At 38.1% G+C, this 16,786-nt stretch carries 18 protein-coding genes and 2 pseudogenes; 13 read left to right on the forward strand and 7 right to left on the reverse strand.

The annotated features are described in order from the left end of the window. Nucleotides 1–75: hypothetical protein (locus RYX56_RS18215; RefSeq protein ID WP_317123569.1), on the forward strand; the 75-nt coding region annotated here is incomplete at its 5' end. 203 nt (nucleotides 76–278) lie between these two features. On the opposite strand, the gene ald is transcribed toward RYX56_RS18215, so the two are convergent. From ald to RYX56_RS18230, 3 genes are all read right to left on the reverse strand, one after another. Next, nucleotides 279–1,403, reverse strand: a complete 1,125-nt coding sequence (gene ald / locus RYX56_RS18220; protein WP_317123472.1) for an alanine dehydrogenase — start codon at nucleotides 1,401–1,403, stop codon at nucleotides 279–281. 249 nt (nucleotides 1,404–1,652) lie between these two features. Next, nucleotides 1,653–2,753 carry an agmatine deiminase gene (gene aguA, locus RYX56_RS18225; RefSeq protein ID WP_317123473.1) on the reverse strand — a complete coding sequence of 367 codons (1,101 nt, stop codon included), beginning with the start codon at nucleotides 2,751–2,753 and terminating at the stop codon, nucleotides 1,653–1,655. 121 nt (nucleotides 2,754–2,874) lie between these two features. Continuing rightward, entirely contained in the window at nucleotides 2,875–4,281 is a 1,407-nt protein-coding gene (locus RYX56_RS18230; protein WP_317123474.1) for a sigma-54 interaction domain-containing protein, read from the reverse strand. A 188-nt stretch (nucleotides 4,282–4,469) separates the two neighbouring features. Here RYX56_RS18230 and RYX56_RS18235 point away from each other — a divergent pair, with 188 nt between their 5' ends. The 6 genes and pseudogenes from RYX56_RS18235 to RYX56_RS18260 all read left to right on the forward strand — a co-directional run bounded on the left by RYX56_RS18235 (nucleotide 4,470) and on the right by RYX56_RS18260 (nucleotide 11,098). Next, nucleotides 4,470–5,708: a Zn-dependent hydrolase gene (locus RYX56_RS18235; RefSeq protein WP_317123475.1), complete on the forward strand. Its 1,239-nt coding sequence runs from the start codon at nucleotides 4,470–4,472 to the stop codon at nucleotides 5,706–5,708. A 23-nt stretch (nucleotides 5,709–5,731) separates the two neighbouring features. Continuing rightward, entirely contained in the window at nucleotides 5,732–7,129 is a 1,398-nt protein-coding gene (locus tag RYX56_RS18240; RefSeq protein ID WP_317123476.1) for an aminotransferase family protein, read from the forward strand. 29 nt (nucleotides 7,130–7,158) lie between these two features. After that, nucleotides 7,159–8,628 carry an aldehyde dehydrogenase family protein gene (locus RYX56_RS18245; RefSeq protein WP_317123477.1) on the forward strand — a complete coding sequence of 490 codons (1,470 nt, stop codon included), beginning with the start codon at nucleotides 7,159–7,161 and terminating at the stop codon, nucleotides 8,626–8,628. A 207-nt stretch (nucleotides 8,629–8,835) separates the two neighbouring features. Further along, nucleotides 8,836–10,185: an APC family permease gene (locus RYX56_RS18250; RefSeq protein ID WP_317123478.1), complete on the forward strand. Its 1,350-nt coding sequence runs from the start codon at nucleotides 8,836–8,838 to the stop codon at nucleotides 10,183–10,185. Between the two features lie 253 nt (nucleotides 10,186–10,438). After that, nucleotides 10,439–10,719 (forward strand): annotated as a pseudogene (locus tag RYX56_RS18255) (aldehyde dehydrogenase family protein); the annotation flags it as partial. A gap of 133 nt (nucleotides 10,720–10,852) precedes the next feature. After that, on the forward strand, nucleotides 10,853–11,098 hold the full coding sequence (locus RYX56_RS18260; protein ID WP_317123479.1) for a biotin/lipoyl attachment domain-containing protein: 246 nt from the start codon (nucleotides 10,853–10,855) through the stop codon (nucleotides 11,096–11,098). Between the two features lie 232 nt (nucleotides 11,099–11,330). Here RYX56_RS18260 and RYX56_RS18265 read toward each other — a convergent pair whose 3' ends face one another. Further along, the gene (locus tag RYX56_RS18265) at nucleotides 11,331–11,762 is read right to left on the reverse strand and encodes a CBS domain-containing protein (RefSeq protein WP_317123480.1); all 432 of its coding nucleotides are present in this window, start codon (nucleotides 11,760–11,762) and stop codon (nucleotides 11,331–11,333) included. Between the two features lie 113 nt (nucleotides 11,763–11,875). Here RYX56_RS18265 and RYX56_RS18270 point away from each other — a divergent pair, with 113 nt between their 5' ends. Beyond that, nucleotides 11,876–12,244: a DUF2188 domain-containing protein gene (locus RYX56_RS18270; protein WP_317123481.1), complete on the forward strand. Its 369-nt coding sequence runs from the start codon at nucleotides 11,876–11,878 to the stop codon at nucleotides 12,242–12,244. 33 nt (nucleotides 12,245–12,277) lie between these two features. On the opposite strand, the gene RYX56_RS18275 is transcribed toward RYX56_RS18270, so the two are convergent. Then, nucleotides 12,278–13,255 (reverse strand): LacI family DNA-binding transcriptional regulator, encoded by a 978-nt coding sequence (locus RYX56_RS18275; RefSeq protein ID WP_317123482.1) that lies wholly within the window; start codon nucleotides 13,253–13,255, stop codon nucleotides 12,278–12,280. A 100-nt stretch (nucleotides 13,256–13,355) separates the two neighbouring features. On the opposite strand from RYX56_RS18275, the gene RYX56_RS18280 reads away from it, so the two are divergent. Next, nucleotides 13,356–13,481: a hypothetical protein gene (locus RYX56_RS18280; RefSeq protein ID WP_317123483.1), complete on the forward strand. Its 126-nt coding sequence runs from the start codon at nucleotides 13,356–13,358 to the stop codon at nucleotides 13,479–13,481. A 65-nt stretch (nucleotides 13,482–13,546) separates the two neighbouring features. Continuing rightward, nucleotides 13,547–14,367: pseudogene (locus RYX56_RS18285) on the forward strand (manganese catalase). 43 nt (nucleotides 14,368–14,410) lie between these two features. Here the strand turns inward: RYX56_RS18285 and rraA are convergent. Continuing rightward, on the reverse strand, nucleotides 14,411–14,893 hold the full coding sequence (rraA, locus tag RYX56_RS18290) for a ribonuclease E activity regulator RraA (RefSeq protein ID WP_317123484.1): 483 nt from the start codon (nucleotides 14,891–14,893) through the stop codon (nucleotides 14,411–14,413). A 93-nt stretch (nucleotides 14,894–14,986) separates the two neighbouring features. Further along, complete coding sequence (gene yhfH, locus RYX56_RS18295) at nucleotides 14,987–15,121, reverse strand: protein YhfH (protein WP_317123485.1); 135 nt, start codon at nucleotides 15,119–15,121, stop codon at nucleotides 14,987–14,989. 169 nt (nucleotides 15,122–15,290) lie between these two features. Between yhfH and RYX56_RS18300 the strand changes: the two genes are divergently transcribed. The 3 genes from RYX56_RS18300 to RYX56_RS18310 all read left to right on the forward strand — a co-directional run bounded on the left by RYX56_RS18300 (nucleotide 15,291) and on the right by RYX56_RS18310 (nucleotide 16,679). Beyond that, nucleotides 15,291–15,494 (forward strand): YczO family protein, encoded by a 204-nt coding sequence (locus RYX56_RS18300; RefSeq protein ID WP_317123486.1) that lies wholly within the window; start codon nucleotides 15,291–15,293, stop codon nucleotides 15,492–15,494. A gap of 98 nt (nucleotides 15,495–15,592) precedes the next feature. Beyond that, nucleotides 15,593–15,964, forward strand: coding sequence for a hypothetical protein (locus RYX56_RS18305; protein ID WP_317123487.1), 372 nt, complete (start codon nucleotides 15,593–15,595; stop codon nucleotides 15,962–15,964). A gap of 142 nt (nucleotides 15,965–16,106) precedes the next feature. Beyond that, complete coding sequence (locus tag RYX56_RS18310) at nucleotides 16,107–16,679, forward strand: YusW family protein (RefSeq protein WP_317123488.1); 573 nt, start codon at nucleotides 16,107–16,109, stop codon at nucleotides 16,677–16,679. Nucleotides 16,680–16,786: the final 107 nt, after the last annotated feature.

The raw sequence follows: 16,786 nt of genomic DNA on the forward strand, positions 1-16,786 counted from the left end.
CTTGGTACAGCAATGAAAGGGATTGAAATTTCAACTCTCCAACCATCTGAGCGTATGCAAGAGCGTGGTTGGTAAGATCTTTAAATTTAAGGATCCAAAGCAAAGTGCGCAGCTGATCAAAGAGGTTGGTGAGAATGTATTTCATTTCAAAGCTCAATGATGAGATCGTGTATAAGTAAGATAAGGTCGTTCTCACAGATAGGTAACGGAAGAAACAACAATAGACAAAGATAAAAGGGATCTGACCTCAAATTGAGTCAGATCCTTTTTATTATAGGTCATCCCATTATTTTGTTAAGAGGAGTTAAAGGCTCAACGTACTCATATCCTAAATCTTTAGCAACTGCTTCGTGTGTGACTGAACCATTCATTGTATTAAGCCCGCTAATAAGAGCAGGATTTTCCTTAAGAGCTCTTTCCAATCCTTTTGAGGCAATTTGTAAAATATACGGGATCGTGACATTCGTTAATGCGATCGTTGATGTTCTCGGAACAGCGCCTGGCATATTGGCAACAGCATAATGAACCACATCATGTTTTACATAGGTAGGATTGTCATGTGTTGTAATTTGATCGACTGTTTCAATTATTCCACCTTGGTCAATCGCCACATCAACAACAACGGAACCTGGTTTCATCGATTGAATCATCTCTTCTGTCACTAGTTTAGGAGCTTTGGCACCAGGGATGAGAACAGCACCTATCAATAGGTCACTTTCACGAACGGCTTCAGCGATATTTAATGGATTGGACATTAATGTATTGATCTCATTACCGAATAAGTCATCAAGGTCTCGTAAGCGCTCTGGGCTTAAATCAACAATGGTTACATCAGCTCCAAGACCCATGGCGAGCTTAGCGGCATTGGTTCCGACAACTCCACCCCCTATAACTGTTACTTTGGCACGCTTTACGCCTGGAACACCAGCTAATAAGATCCCCATTCCCCCTTTTGGCTTTTCTAGAAATTGAGCACCAATCTGTGCGGCCATTCTTCCGGCGACTTCACTCATAGGTGTTAAGAGTGGTAAGGTACGATTGACTTCAATCGTTTCATAAGCAAGGGCAGTAACATCATTTTCAACAAGAGCTTTAGTGAGGTCGCGCTCTGCAGCCAAATGTAAATAAGTAAATAAAATAAGGTCTCTTCGAAAATATTGAAATTCTGATTTCAGTGGTTCTTTCACCTTAAGGATCATCTGAGCTTCTAACCAAACGTTTGTAACATCTTTAATCACAGCACCTGCGTGCTGATAATCGTCATCGTAAAAGCCGCTGCCTACACCGGCTCCTTCTTCAATGATGACTTGATGACCTTGTTCAATCAGGCTAATGACCCCCGCTGGAGTAATCGCAACTCGATTTTCATTATTTTTAATTTCTTTTGGCACGCCTATAATCATCTTCTTCTCCTCCTTGTTTGTTTAAATGAATTGTACGAATATTATAACTTGCAAAAAACATGCCATGTTTTATTAGGGGTATATGGATAATAAACCGAGCCGAGGCTTTAAAAATGATTAAAATTTCGAATGGAAGTTGACCGTTTTCGAATCGGGTGAGTTGTTTTCGGTTCGAACTTTGCTTTAATAAAAAATCTCTACAACATCTATTCATTGAACTGATGTTGTAGAGATGATCGTTTGATCTCGTTATGGTAACGGCTGCTGTTGAGTGATACAATGAATATTTCCACCGGCGACAGAGATTTCTCTCGTGTTGACTGGTACGATCTCTCTGTCGGGATACATTTTTTTAAAGGTTTCAATAGCTACTGCATCTTGTGGGTCATCAAAAACAGGTAAAATCACTCCACCATTACATAAGTAACAATTGATATAAGTGGAAATGAATGTGACTTCGCTCGATCTACGAAAACTATTGTGGGCAATATCAATCTCTTCGCTTTCTGATTGTGTTAAAGTGATTTGATCAGGTAAATGGATTTTATGAATTTTAAGCTTTCTCCCTTGTGCATCGGTTTCATTTTTCAAGATCTTGTAAGCATCTTGAAGGACTGTATATTGGGAGTGATTAGGGTCCTCGGTCCAACCGATTGCAACCTCACCAGGGCGAACGAAAAATACAACTTCATCTACGTGTCCATCGGTTTCATCTCCGACTAGGCCGTCTTTAAGCCAAATGACTTTTTGGATATTTAAACAATCATCTAGCTTTTTTTCCACTTCTTGTTTTGAAAGGTTTGGGTTACGATTGCTGTTTAAGAGGCATTGTTCAGTTGTGATCAGTGTTCCTTCACCATCTGTGGTAATGGCACCACCTTCTAAGATGAGATCAGTGGCATCATATCGCTCAATTTTCTCAATTTCTAACACCTTTCTCTTAACGTGTAAATCTAGGTGCCAAGGAAAATAAAGTCCTCCTTCTAAGCCTCCCCACGCATTAAACCCCCAGTCAATTCCGCGAACTTGCCCCTGATCATTTTTCACGAATGTTGGTCCCACATCTCTCATCCAAGCATCATTGGATGATAATTCGATTACGCGAATATTTTCAGGTAGTTTGGCACGTGCATTTTCGAATTGGTCGGCTGATACACACATTGTGACCGGTTCGAACCTTGAGATGGCTTTTGCCACTTCAACAAAAACTCGTTGGGCTGGTTTTGCGCCAGCTCTCCATGTATCTGTTCGAGTTGGCCAAAGCATCCATGTTCCTTTATGGTATTCAAACTCTCCAGGCATTCTAAATCCGTTTTCTTTTGGTGTAGTTATTGTCTTTGTCGTCACCATCAGGCCCTCCTACATTTCACTTGTTTTTGATTGCACTTGTTTTTCAACAAGTTTAGAACTAAGGCTTGCTTCTTATGAAGTAGAATGCAAAAAGTATGCCAACTACATGGATTTGTTAATTTTACGCGTCAAGGGTAGATAAGTTATACTTTTTAATCCTTCTTGTAATGGAAGATTGAGTCATTCCTAAGGATTTCGCTGCTTTTCTCGTTGATTTATGATCACGTAATGCCTTTTCTATGATTTCCCTCTCAATCTTTTCAATATATTGGGGAAGAGACATGTTTTCTAGCTGAGATCGATTGTCCTCTTGGAAATCATATGTTTTTTTATTGGAGGAGTGACTTAGAATCTTATCTGGTAAATCTTCCAAAGTAATCACATTGTTAAATGTAGTGATTACTAATCTCTCGACCGTATTTTCTAACTCTCGTATATTACCTGGCCAGCTGTAATCTTGTAGTAACTCGATGACTTCTTTACTAAATGATATGTCTCGATCATATTTCGTTTTATATATAGTTAGGTAATGGTATAGCAATGGAAGAATATCATCTTTCCTTTCTTTAAGTGGGGGAATGGTGATGGAAATGACATTCAATCGATAATATAAGTCTTCTCTAAATTTCTTCTGCTTGATCATCTCAGGAAGGTTCTGGTTGGTTGCAGTAACGATTCTGACATCCGCCTTTTTAACACTAGTAGCCCCAATTGGTATATATGATTTCTCTTGTAATAATTGAAGCAGTTTAGGTTGTAGGTGCAAAGGCAATTCTCCAATTTCATCTAGAAAAAGAGTTCCTCCATTCGCTCTTTCAACGAGCCCTTCTTTTCCTTTACTGTTAGCTCCCGTAAAAGCTCCTTTCATGTAACCGAATAATTCTGATTCTAATAACGTTTCTGGTATCGCACTGCAATTAATTTGTACAAAAGACTTATCTGACCGACTACTTTTCTTATGTAGTTCTTGGGCAATAAAGCTTTTTCCAACACCGGTTTCCCCGTTCAATAATATCGTTGCATCAAAGTTAGCTACTCGATTTATTAAATCAATCATTTTAACATGCGGCTTACTAACTCCGATGATGTGAGGATTATCTTTCTCGTTTTTTTGTGCTAATTTCATTTCCTGAATTTCCTGCCAGTATTGCTTCATTAATGCTTCGGTCTTTTCTAACTTAAATGATGCCTTTACGGTCTCTGTGATATCTTTTACATGAACTAATACATACTCAGTCATTTCAGTGGTTATTAAATAGCCAGTTGCAAGGTATTGACGTCCCTTTGAAGTTTGAACTTTCGTCGTTGTTTTCCTGCTCTTTAATACAATCTTAGTCACAGAGGGCGTAAACACCCCCACCTTCTCTAACGCATCAACTGTTTTACCAATGAGATTCACTCTGTCGATCCCTAATTGTTTTGTACTTGTATCATTAACCCAGAGAGTGACCCCTTTATTATTGGCGATAAAAACACCATCACTTAGGTGGTTTAACATAATAGAAAAATGCTCATTAGGAAAATTCAAGGAAATCTCTCCTTTAGTAGTCGTTCGAAATCGAATCACCGAAATCGAATCATTTTAGAGTCGGAATCGATTCGAATATTCGTTGATCGTATCATTTTTTAAATTTTTTGTCTATTTAAACAAGTGTGAAAGGAGTTCATTTAGTTGGCACGCATTTTGCATATTTAGTGGGTGAGGAGGGAAAAGGGTTGAAATCTACTAAATTAACTATTAATAAGAGCAGGTTACTAGAAACAGTACAAATTAGTTCGTCGATTGGATCCACAGAAAAAGGAGGTCTGAGACGGCTTGCTTTGACAGAAGAAGATAAACTAATAAGAGATCAATTTTGTCGTTGGTTACATGAGGAAGGGTTGGAAGTAAGGGTCGATGACTTTGGGAATATCTATGGTAGAAGAGCTGGTAGAATTCATGACGGACCTGTTGTGGCAATGGGGTCTCATCTAGATACTCAGCCGTGTGGTGGGCACTATGACGGGATACTTGGGGTTTTAACAGCATTAGAAGTTATTAGAGTTCTTAATGAACAAAACATTGAAACGGAGTATCCGATTGAAATTATTAATTTTACAAATGAAGAAGGTGCTAGATTTGCACCACCTATGCTTGGGTCAGGTGGAGTAGCAGGTATTTTTAAAAAGGAGTTTATTTATAAAAGAAAGGATCTTTCTGGTAAAACATTTGAACAAGCACTTGAAGAAATTGGTTACAAGGGAGAAGAAAAACATCGTATTCAGTCCGTTAAACATTTTATTGAGCTCCATATTGAACAAGGGCCGATTCTAGAAAAAGAACATAAATCAATCGGTATTGTAGAAGGTATTCAAGGGATGAGTTGGTTAACCGTGAACGTCCGAGGAGAAACGAACCATGCTGGGCCGACTCCTATGGAAAATCGAAAAGACGCACTTGTTCCTGCTGCGAAAATGATTACGAGTATCAACGATATCACACAAGACATCAAAGGGTTAAAAACAACCGTTGGTCAAGTGAATGTGATACCCAATGTGTCTAATGTAATTGCAGGTGAAGTAGAGTTTACAATTGATATTAGGCATGAAAATGATAAAAATCGACAGGATGCGATTGATCAATTAAAAGAACAATTGAGTACGATTGCAGTACGTCATCAAGTAGAACTAAGTATACAAACTATTTGGGATTCTGATGCAGTAAGCTTCTCGCCACTAGTGACAGATACGATATCGGAAGTAGCGGAGGAATTGAATTATTCATCACAGCGCCTATTTAGTGGACCGGGCCATGATGCTAAGTACATGAGTTATTTAGGTGATACCGGAATGATCTTTTTACCAAGTATTAATGGCATGAGCCATAATGAAGAAGAGCTAACACTTGATGAAGATATTGAAAAAGGGGCAAATGTCCTTTTATCGGCACTTTTAAAGTTGGCAAACGTAAAGTGAGAAAATCTAAAGGAGAGATCAGGATGACGAGTAACGAACAATTGTTAATGACTACAAAAGAGGTCCGTGCAACACTAAGTGATTTAGATAAGAAACATATTATTCACCCTGTAGCTTCTCCCAAAAGGCATGTTTCACAAGGACCGAAAATCATCTTTTCTGAAGGCAAAGGAATCCATGTAAAAGATATCAATGAACAAGTCTTTATCGATGGTGTTTCCATGCTGTGGAATGTAAATGTCGGACATGGAAAGAAAGAATTAGCCCAAATCGCTCATAATCAAATGTCGCAAATGGCATATAGTTCAACTTTCTATGGTTACGCGAATGAACCAGCCATACGCTTAGCAGAAAAAATCGCTTCTTTAACGCCAGGTGACTTAGATACAATTTTCTATACATCGGGTGGATCCGAATCGAATGACACCGCAATTAAACTATCACGTTTCTACTGGCAGTTAAATGGCTTCTCAAACAAGAAGAAGATTATTTCACTGAAACGAGGCTACCATGGTGTGACGGTTTCTGCGCAAAGAGCCACAGGTATTGATGCTTTCAGAAATTTCTCTGGTTCTGCTGATCCTGAAATTTTCAATGCGAAAGCTCATCTAACAGAGTGTGAACTTGGTGATAAGTCTCATCCTGAATATCCAGGTTGTATTCGCAGCATGATTGAAGAAATGGGTTCTGATCAGGTTGCAGCAGTCATTATAGAACCTATTCAAGGTGCAGGGGGCGTTCATGTACCACCTGAGGGATATTTAAAAGCAGTGAGACAACTTTGTGATGAATATAACATTTTATTGATTGCCGATGAGGTGATTTGTGGATTCGGCAGAACAGGTAAAATGTTTGGAGTTGACCATTGGGAAATTACACCTGATCTAATGTGCATTGCAAAGGGAATTACTAGTGGCTATATCCCTCTAGGTGGTGTGGTCATGAATAATCGAGTTGCTGGAACAATTAAAGAGTATAATGACATTCTCCCACACGGCTTTACGTACAGTGGACACCCAACGGCTTGTGCAGTGGGACTGAAAAATATTGAAATTGTTGAAAGAGAAGGGCTTGTGGAAAATGCGCATCAGATGGGAAAAGAACTTGTAAAGGGCTTTAAGTATTTAGGAGATAAACATGAATTTTTTACAAACCCAAGAACAGTTGGGCTACTAGCAGGTTTTGATTTAAAGAAGGATCCTTCATTGAATGTTCCTTTTGACCAATCGACGCAAGCTGCCGTCTCCATTGTCGAGGAGTGTTACCAGCGCGGTCTATTAATTAGATGTTTTGACTTTGAACCTGGGATGAACATTGTAGCTATTGCACCGCCCCTCATTATTCAAAAAGAAGAGGTAGAGACGATTATCTCGATTGTCGATGATGCGTTGTCGGTATTCTCTAAAAAACTAAAGGGATAACAGTATTTTTATAAGTGAGGAGTTTTTTTATGATAACACTACATCCAAAAGTTGTTGAATTTTTAAAAGAACCGAAGAAATTATTTATAAAAGGGGAATGGAGAGAATCAATTGAAGGCGATACATTCGAAACCATCAATCCCGCTACCGGGGAAGTACTTGGGGTAGTATATGAAGCTAGTAGTAAGGACGTTGACTTGGCAGTAGATGCGGCTTCTAAAGCTTTTCGAAGTGGAGAATGGTCTTCTATTAGCTCATATGAACGCTCTAGATTAATGGAGAAGCTAGCTGGCTTGATGGAGCGAGATATTGATATACTGGCTCAATTAGATACATTAGATAATGGAAAACCGATTAAAGACATGTTAACAGCAGACTTGCCGAATGCAATTGAAAATTTAAGGTACTTTGCAGGATGGACAACCAAGCATTATGGCCAAACCATTCCAGTCTCTGAACAGTATTTGAACTATACGAGACATGAACCTGTTGGAGTTGTCGGACAAATTATCCCATGGAATTTTCCGATTATGATGGCTCTTTGGAAAATTGCACCCGCATTAGCAACTGGATGTACCATAGTGCTAAAGCCCGCAGAGCAAACTCCTTTATCAGCAATCTACTTGGGAAAACTTATTGAGGAGGCAGGTTTTCCGAAAGGTGTCATCAATATTATAAATGGGTTCGGTAAAATTACTGGGGAAGCTTTAGTTAAGCACCCTAAAGTGAATAAAATCGCTTTTACAGGATCAACACCTGTTGGTCAAAGAATTATGAAGGAAGCGGCCAATACGTTAAAGCGAGTAACTCTAGAGCTTGGGGGGAAATCACCTAATATCATTTTGCCAGATGCTGATTTAAATAAAGCAATACCAGGTGTATTTTCAGGGATTATGGTCAATCAAGGACAGGTTTGCTGTGCAGGGTCAAGGGTGTTCATCCCAAGGGATATGTATGATGTTGTGACGAAGAAGTTAGTGGAGTACGCTGAGAGTGTTAAACTAGGAAATGGTTTAGATGAAGCTACAACGATGGGGCCGCTTGTTTCAAAAGCGCAGCAGAACGTGGTCACATCTTATATTCAAAAAGGAATTGAAGAGGGAGCCCAACTATTGACGGGCGGGACATCACCTGAGTCAGGATTTTATGTTACACCCACGGTCTTTTCTGATGTAGAGGATAGCATGACGATTGCAAAAGATGAAATATTTGGACCGGTGGTGGTGGCGATGCCTTATGATAGTATCGAAGAAGTGGTTGAACGTGCAAATTCTACCCCTTATGGATTGGCAGCTGGGATTTGGACAGAGAATTTGAAAAATGCTCATAAAGTAACCAATTTATTAAAAGCAGGTACTGTCTGGGTCAATTGTTATAACCTTACAAATGCAGCTGTTCCATTTGGCGGGTTTAAAGAATCGGGATTTGGACGTGAAATGGGATCATATGCTCTTTCTAACTATACAGAAGTGAAAAGTGTTTGGGTGAATCTCGACTAAGTTACAAGATAGTAGCCGCCAGCAAGGTGGTTACTATCAAAAACAAAAAAAGTAAGCGTTTTCTAGCTGAGGAGTAACTTTATAGTCTGGTAATCAATCATGAGGATCGAAGCATTTTTAGGTTATTAATCTCAATGCTCAAAGTTGAGCGACGCTCTAGTAGGCTCTATAGGAAAGCGCATTCTACTACGAAAGGATGAAAGCATATTGAGTGATCAAGCGAATAGTCCCAGGCTTCAAAGGCAATTAAAGTTAATTCATGTAATCGCCATCGGTATTGCCTACATGTCTCCATTTGCTGTATTTGATACATTTGGTATTGCCTCAGAAGCTTCAGGAGGCTACGTACCAGCATCGTATATAGTCGTTTTTGTGGCGATTTTATTTACAGCTCTGAGCTACGGCAAATTGGTTCAAAAATATCCGATGTCAGGGTCTGTCTACACGTACACAAGACATGTTATGAATTCTTATTTAGGTGTGATTGTCGGTTGGGTTACATTCCTCGCCTATCTTGCATTGCCAATGATCAATGCGCTATTGGCAAATATTTACTTATCCTCTGGATTTCCAAATGTTCCCGGAACTTTCTGGGTGATCGGTTTAATCGTTCTGATCACCGTTTTCAATATTTTCGGCGTGAAGCTCGCTGCATCCGTCAATGTGTTACTTGTTATGTTTCAGTTTCTAGTAGGTTCGATTTTTATCTATTTAAATATTAGAGCGATTAATAGTGATGGGGCTCATCACTATATAACGTTCCAATCTTTATTTCCAGAAAATTTGGAAATGTCACCATTACTTACCGGGGCTGCTTTGCTAGCTTTATCTTTTATCGGATTTGATGCGATTACAACCTTATCGGAAGAAACGATTAATCCTAGAAAAACGATTCCAAAAGCGATCTTAATTGTCGCTTCTATAGGTGGGTTCTTCTTCTTTACGGTTACTTATTTTATGCAATCGCTCTTCCCTGATGTAAGTGTATTCAATGATATTGAAGGGGCTTCCCCGGAAATTGCTTTTATTATTGGGAACAACCTTTTTCTTGCGCTGTTCATTAGCGGGGCACTAGTGTCTGTATTTGCATCTGGATTAGCTGCGCAATTAAGTGCTTCCCGCCTATTATTTTCTATGGGTCGTGACAAAGTGATACCGAAATCGTTCTTTGGCTATATTCATCCGAAGCATAAGACACCACTTCTAAATATTATCCTCATTGGGCTTCTTGCCTTAATGGCATTATTTTTAGATTTGGAATCTGCGACATCTCTTGTAAACTTTGGAGCTTTCACTGCGTTTTCATTTGTGAATATATGCGTCATTGCACTGTTTTTGAAATCGAAGCAGTCTTGGACAGTAAAGAATATTTTAAGCAACATCCTTGCACCATCTTTAGGATTAATCTTCATTTTCTATCTATGGATCAGCTTAGACTTGTTCTCGATCATGATTGGATTAATATGGACTACGCTTGGATTGATTTATTTGGCACTCTCTACTAGTTTTTTTACGAAAGCACCTCCAGAAATTAAATTCGATGAACTAGACATGTAATAATAAAGCAAGTCGAACTGGTCTGACTTAATTAAAAAAAGTTAAGATGTTCTTGATGGAATCAATAATAATAGTAGTGACTTTTTTGGAGTGTCGTTTACAAAATATAGTATTGCTGAGGAAGAAGAATATGTTGGCGAGAATACGAAAGTAATGGACTTGGAAGGGAAGATGGTTTAGCCAGGTTTTTTTAGATGAACATACTTATATTTCGGGGTTATGCATGTCTAACCGGAGGAATGTGTGAAGGGAATTATTAAAGCCAACCGTTTTAATCGATGTTGCCCCTACAGTTAAAGCCTCATGCCGAGAGGTTTTTGCTCCGATTGTCATCATTACCCGTGTTCAGACAGTAGAGTCAGCTATTGAATCTGTGAACGATTCTCGCTATGTTCTTCAAGCTGGTATTTATACTGATAATATCTTTACAGCTCTACAAGCTTCAAGTGATTTAACGTAGAAGGAGTCATTATTAATGATATTCCTACATTCTGTGTCGATAATATGCCATATGGAGGGGGCATAGAAAGTGGGTCGTGAAGGAGTCAAGTATGAAACAAGTATGGATAAAATGTTGTTATTTTTTCCACAAGCTAATATAAAAACAGAATATTGTGATTTCGGCATTCGTATATAGCTATCGAAAAAGGGGGGAGTATCACTGAAAATGACAAGAGAAATTCACTCACCTAGTAATGGGCTAATTAAAGAGATATTCGTTCAAACTAATGACTTCGTCTATGAATGGGAAAATTTAATTATAATAGAAAACAAAGAAGGAGATTTAGTGCCAGTTCAACTGAGTTCGAGCGGGTATATTGAGTCGTTAAACGTTGATAAAAATAGGTTTATTATGAAGGATACGATTATTGGCTATTTGGTCGAGGATTTATTGCCGTGTGGTAGCGATTGAAAGTTTCCATACAGCTATTGTTTAAAGTGAGCTTATTATGATACAAGGGCGGATTAAAAGACCTTTCAGATGTTTCTAGTCATTGCTCTCCCCTTTCACACTTAGATTCCTCATCATCTCAGAAAAGAACCCTTTCTAATGTCTAGAAGGGTTCTTTTCTTCAAAAAGCCTATTATAAGAAAATCAAAGAGTTTTTGAATTTTCTATTAGGTAGAGTAAACGGGGAGAAGTTTTAAGGATGGGTCTCGTTGTGCTGTGATATATCCGACAAAGCCTCTTCAGCTTCATTCTGCAAAGTATTTTCTACAGCTAAGTCTCCAAGAGCCACCATACCAACTAATTGGCCATTATCTACTACAGGAAGGCGACGAATTTGGTGCTGTGACATTAATGTAGCAGCTTCGTGAGCATCCATTGTAGAAGTTCCTACAGTTAAATTAGTCGTCATACATTCATGAACGGGAATGTGAGATGACGTTCCTTCTGCTGTAGAACGTAAAGTAATGTCGCGATCTGTGATCATTCCTGCAACTTGTCCGTTATCGACAACTGGAATGGACCCAATATTGTGTTCTTTCATTAGAGTAGCCGCTTCTTGAATAGATTGTTCCGGTGTTACAGAAACGACTTGAGTGGACATAAGGTTTTTTAGGTTTTGTGGCATTAAGCTCACTCCTTTCTTATCTACTATTTGTTATTTGTGAGAATTTATACTTGGTTATTTTCTAAGTTTTTAGGGTACATATACAAAAAAATAGAAGATTGGAGTGCTGTTAAATGCCTTGGAGTTCAAATGATTATCCAGATGCCATGAAAAATTTAGATAAAGAAGTGAGAGAAAAAGCTATTGAAGTAGCAAATTCATTACTAGAAGACGGATATGATGAAGGGAGAGCAATACCTATTGCGATTGATGAAGCAGAGAAAATTGGAAAAGCAAGCAATGATGAAATGTATCAATTAATTAATCAAAATGATAAATGGGCGATAAAGAAGAAAGGGGCAGATAGGGCAAGTAAAACATTTGATACGAAAGAGGAAGCGTTAGAATATGGAGACGAACAATTAGCTAAAAAGAATATACAGCTAAAGATATACCGAAAAGATGGATCGCTTGAGCGGACAAAAAAATACACCGGTAAATAAAGCGAAGAGCTTCTCATCAAACTGAGAAGCTCTTCATACGGTTAGGCGTTCAATTAATTTAAAAGGAAGTTCACGCTTTTTGGAGGCTTGTAGGCTGTTTTCTCTACTGTTAAATAAGGCTCTCATCGCTAACTGACCCATTTCTTTGATCGGGATACTTATTGTAGAGAGATCCATAACTTTTGAAATTTCTTGGTTATCAAAACTTAAAACAGCTAGGTCTTGAGGGATTTTTAACTGGTGTTTAGCTGCTGCTAACAACACCCCTGCTGCAATTTGGTCATTTGTCGTAAGAAACGCGGTAGGTTTATCGTTTAACGCCATGTACTTATCCATGAGGGTAGCCCCGTCTTCAATCGATAAGCATTGATCAAATATCCATTCCGTTCTTATCGGTTCTTTAATGCGCTCCATCATACTTTCATAAGCTTGGATCCTTTTTTTGCTGTTGGTGCCGTCGATTCTATTTAAGGCAATTGCGATTTTTTTGTGCCCTTTAGAGTAGAGATAATCCAAACCATAAGTAAATGCATGATCATGAGGAATGCTTATGGAATAAAAATCATCTTGGTCTGTATCCTCTAGAAGGATAATCGGACCGAATTCTTGATAGGCTCTCACCTCAGAAAGTGAAATGGCACGTGAACAAAATATGATTCCATCCATTAAATGCCCTCTTAAAAGTTCGAGAGCTTCTCGTTCTTTTTCGGTATCATAATTTGATTGAATAAGTACTAATTGAAGATGAAGGTTCCTTGCTTCTTCAGCAAGTCCTTCTACAATTTTGCTGAAATACGGGAGGTCAATCTTTGGAAGGATAATCCCTACTAGATTTGAGTGTTTATTTGATAATTGAATGGCTTTTATATTACGAGAATAATTTAATTTTTCTACTGCATGACTAACGGCAGCTTTTTTCTCTTGACTCACGTAGGGATGATCATTTAACACTCTAGAAACGGTAGCTACAGATACTCCAGCAATCTTAGCAATTTCTCGAATCGTCGTCATATGTAATCCCCCTTCAAAAAATTTTCAAATAAGTACTTGCTATGTAACGCGTTTCATACATTACCTTTTAAGTACCAGCTTATAAAGGAGTGGATGAAATATGTTAGCAGGTGTATTAATCATTATTGGCTTATGCATGATTGAATTAATTTTAGCAAGCCATGTAACAAAAGACCATAAAAGATCACTCATGAACGTTTATGAATTTTTTGATAGTGAGAAATAAACTTGTATATGTTCTGTATTATTTTTTAGAACATACCATTTATTTAGCAAGATAAGGGGGATGGTATGTTTTATCATATTAAAGAGCTACAGTATTGTGCCAAGCCAGAACGTCCGGATCCAGTCTATGCAATGAAGCTTCAGGAGATATTAGGTGGTCAGTTTGGTGAAATTTCTGTTGCGATTCAATATTTGTTTCAAGGGTGGAACACTAGAGGGAATGAGAAATATCGTGATATGCTCATGGATGTGTGAACGGAAGAACTGGCCCATATTGAGATGTTAACGACAATGATTGCTCATCTGCTTGAAGGAGCTCCTGTCGATCAACAGGAACAAGCAGCGCAAGACCCTGTACTCGGAGCTATATTAGGTGGTATGAATCCGCAGCATGCTATTGTTTCTGGACTTGGTGCGAGCCTGTAAATAGTGTTGGTGTTCCTTGGAATGGTGGTTATACTATCGCGAGCGGTAATTTATTAGCTGATTTTAGAGCGAATTTAAATGTGGAATCTCAAGGTAGGCTTCAAGCTGTAAGATTATATGAACAAACCGATGATCGTGGTGTAAAAGATATGCTCTCCTTTTTAATTGCTCGAGATACAATGCACCAAAATCAATGGCTCGCTGCTATTAGTGAATTAGAAGCACAAGATGGGGTTAATGTTCCGAGTACCTTTCCAAGAGATCTTGAGAAAAGAGAAGTGTCGCATCTATTTATTAACTTATCTAGGGGAGAGGAAAGTGCACAAGGTCGTTGGGCGAGTGGACCGAGTATGGATGGGGAAGGAGAATTTCAATACTTTGCTGAACCCTATCCATTTGCAGATGCACCTAGTTTAAACCCAGCTCCGCCATCTATTCACGCTACTCCTCCTATGCTGTAAAAACAAACAGTCCAAGTGATGAAGCTTGGACTGTTTGTTTTTTCTACTTATTTAAACGTTCGTCTGAAACCAAAATGCCATCTTCATCTGCATACAAGTAGGCACCAGGCTCAAAGTTGATACCGGCAAATTGAACAGGAATATTCTCAACTCCTTTGCCTTCTTTAATGCTTTTAAGAGGGTGGGTTGCAATAGCCCGAACTCCGATATTCAACTGATTAATCTCAGCGCTATCTCTGATACAGCCGTAAACAATTACACCAGCGAGCTTTCTTTTGACGGCAATTTTTGCTAAATTATCACCCAAAAGAGCGCAACGAGTAGATCCTCCCCCATCAACAACTAATACACTTCCTTCCGGGATGGTTTGAAGAGCTTTTTTTACAAGCACATTGTCTTCATATACTTTAACTGTAGAAATTGGGCCATAGAAAGCTTTCTTTTCTCCGTAAATCGAAAAAATAGGTTCAGCAATTTCTACTTGATCTCTGTATTCATCACATAAATCCGCAGTTATTATATCCATGCTTTTCCTCCTTGATTATGTATGTGCAAAGCAAAATCTGACTCAATGAATTGAGCCAGATTCTATTGAAAATGTTATATAACAGAATGTTTCTTAATCATGGCTTGCATGTCTTAAACATTTTTCGCATTGGTTGAAGTACGCTTCTTGGATTTGATTAATTGTTTTTCCACAATCTGTACACTCTTTCATACCAGTTCTTGTAGTGATCATCTCTTTATAAGTCATTTATAATCGCCTCCGTTTGTTTTGTTAAATTCATTGTACTATAACAGTGTTCAATAACGCAAGTGCGTTTTCAGATTATTTTAAAAATATTGTGTTTAGATCAATTTTCGTTATGTTTAATATAAATCAGTCTAGGGAATCTCCATTTATATTAAGAGGAGGGATTACCTTGAATAACAAAGAAAAAGATCAAGTACTAAGAGAACGTAATTCAAAGTCAAAAGCTTTTAAAGAAGATAAGGAAAAACAAAAAGAGCGTGATCAAACGGTTATGCCAGTCGATGACTTACCATTAGATGAAATCAAAAATGAAGAAGAAGAGGAACGAAATAAGGAAAGGACAAAAGATCGTTCCACTAGTGAAGAAAAGTAGACCAGGCTATCGAAGCTTGGTTTATTTTTTTATGTGTAGTTACAAGTTGATCAGGGTAAGTAGAAAAATAGACAATCAATTAAAGGAGTGGATTCTTAATGGAACGTGAACGTTATTTTGTATCAGTCGATCAGCCGGTGTTGAGTATTACCAAAACAGAAACACCAGATAACTTGATTCAATATGAAATTTACGCAACACCGGAAGAGAAAGATAAGATACACGCATTACTAGAATCAATCAGTGAACAAGATTTTGAACCACAACAAATTTTTGAGAGACCTTTCCAAGAAAGAGCTGCAGATAATGAGAAGGATCATACTCAAAAAGAGATTCGAGTTTTATATGAAACTCTTTATAATTTAGGTACGCCTGAAACAAAAGAGGTTTTGGGGAACATTATGCCAGTTGGTAAAGAGGATTCAAAAGAAGAAACGAATGATCTAAGCGAAGAACGATCTACTTTTTAATTTAAGGTTGAAATTTGATCATTCGAGATTTTCACACATTATCTAACAAACTCACATAATTGTTTTTTAAAAATAATGTTTGAGGATGCTGATTAACGGTTATTTAATAAGTACACTAAAAATATTAGGAGGAACAATTACTATGAAAAAAACAAAAACAATTTTAGCTGGAGCATTTATCGCATCAACAATCGTACTAGGAGCTTGTAACACAGACACAGAGGTAGACAACCCGGCACCAGAGGATGCTACGACTGAAGAAGATGGCGCAATGGGTGATGACACTGAAGATGATAACATGATGGATGATGACACTGATACTGACGATGACATGGGCGAAGATACAGATGAAATGTTTGAAGATGAGGAGCCCGCAACGACTGCATTTGGTTTCAGTTCATTTGAATTAAGTGTAAACTATGATGAGATGGGCGATAACTACGATGTTAATTATGAGCATGATACAGATGAAGTAACAGCCGAAATTGATGATTCAGTGAATGACACGCAACTAGAAGGTGACGAAGCTTACACTGAACTAGAAGGTACTTTTGAGCAACTGGAACTAGATAGTTCTATGAGTGAAGAAGAAATTATTGACGCTGTTGTAGAAGGGTTTGGTTTAGATCCAAACTATGACTCTTTAGAACTAACAATCATGTTTGATGATGGTACTGAGCTAGATATCGAACATTCACAAGATGACGAAATGTAATTAATATTCAACCGAAACCACATCTATTATAGATGTGGTTTTTTATATTGGAATAATAATTCGTGCAACCATAATAAAGTAGTAAACAATTGACATTATTTTATGGG

The organism is Alkalihalophilus lindianensis, from assembly GCF_032843265.1.
GTDB lineage: Bacteria > Bacillota > Bacilli > Bacillales > Bacillaceae_D > Alkalihalophilus > Alkalihalophilus lindianensis.

Bases quoted from the DNA above. Each gene is read 5' to 3' on its own strand.
- RYX56_RS18240 (WP_317123476.1), top strand. From the start codon at position 5,732: ATGACGAGTAACGAACAATTGTTAATGACTACAAAAGAGGTCCGTGCA.
- RYX56_RS18260 (WP_317123479.1), top strand. From the start codon at position 10,853: ATGACAAGAGAAATTCACTCACCTAGTAATGGGCTAATTAAAGAGATA.
- RYX56_RS18310 (WP_317123488.1), top strand. From the start codon at position 16,107: ATGAAAAAAACAAAAACAATTTTAGCTGGAGCATTTATCGCATCAACA.
- rraA (WP_317123484.1), bottom strand. From the start codon at position 14,893: ATGGATATAATAACTGCGGATTTATGTGATGAATACAGAGATCAAGTA.
- RYX56_RS18245 (WP_317123477.1), top strand. From the start codon at position 7,159: ATGATAACACTACATCCAAAAGTTGTTGAATTTTTAAAAGAACCGAAG.
- RYX56_RS18275 (WP_317123482.1), bottom strand. From the start codon at position 13,255: ATGACGACGATTCGAGAAATTGCTAAGATTGCTGGAGTATCTGTAGCT.
- aguA (WP_317123473.1), bottom strand. From the start codon at position 2,753: ATGGTGACGACAAAGACAATAACTACACCAAAAGAAAACGGATTTAGA.
- RYX56_RS18305 (WP_317123487.1), top strand. From the start codon at position 15,593: ATGGAACGTGAACGTTATTTTGTATCAGTCGATCAGCCGGTGTTGAGT.
- RYX56_RS18280 (WP_317123483.1), top strand. From the start codon at position 13,356: ATGTTAGCAGGTGTATTAATCATTATTGGCTTATGCATGATTGAATTA.
- RYX56_RS18270 (WP_317123481.1), top strand. From the start codon at position 11,876: ATGCCTTGGAGTTCAAATGATTATCCAGATGCCATGAAAAATTTAGAT.
- yhfH (WP_317123485.1), bottom strand. From the start codon at position 15,121: ATGACTTATAAAGAGATGATCACTACAAGAACTGGTATGAAAGAGTGT.
- ald (WP_317123472.1), bottom strand. From the start codon at position 1,403: ATGATTATAGGCGTGCCAAAAGAAATTAAAAATAATGAAAATCGAGTT.
- RYX56_RS18265 (WP_317123480.1), bottom strand. From the start codon at position 11,762: ATGCCACAAAACCTAAAAAACCTTATGTCCACTCAAGTCGTTTCTGTA.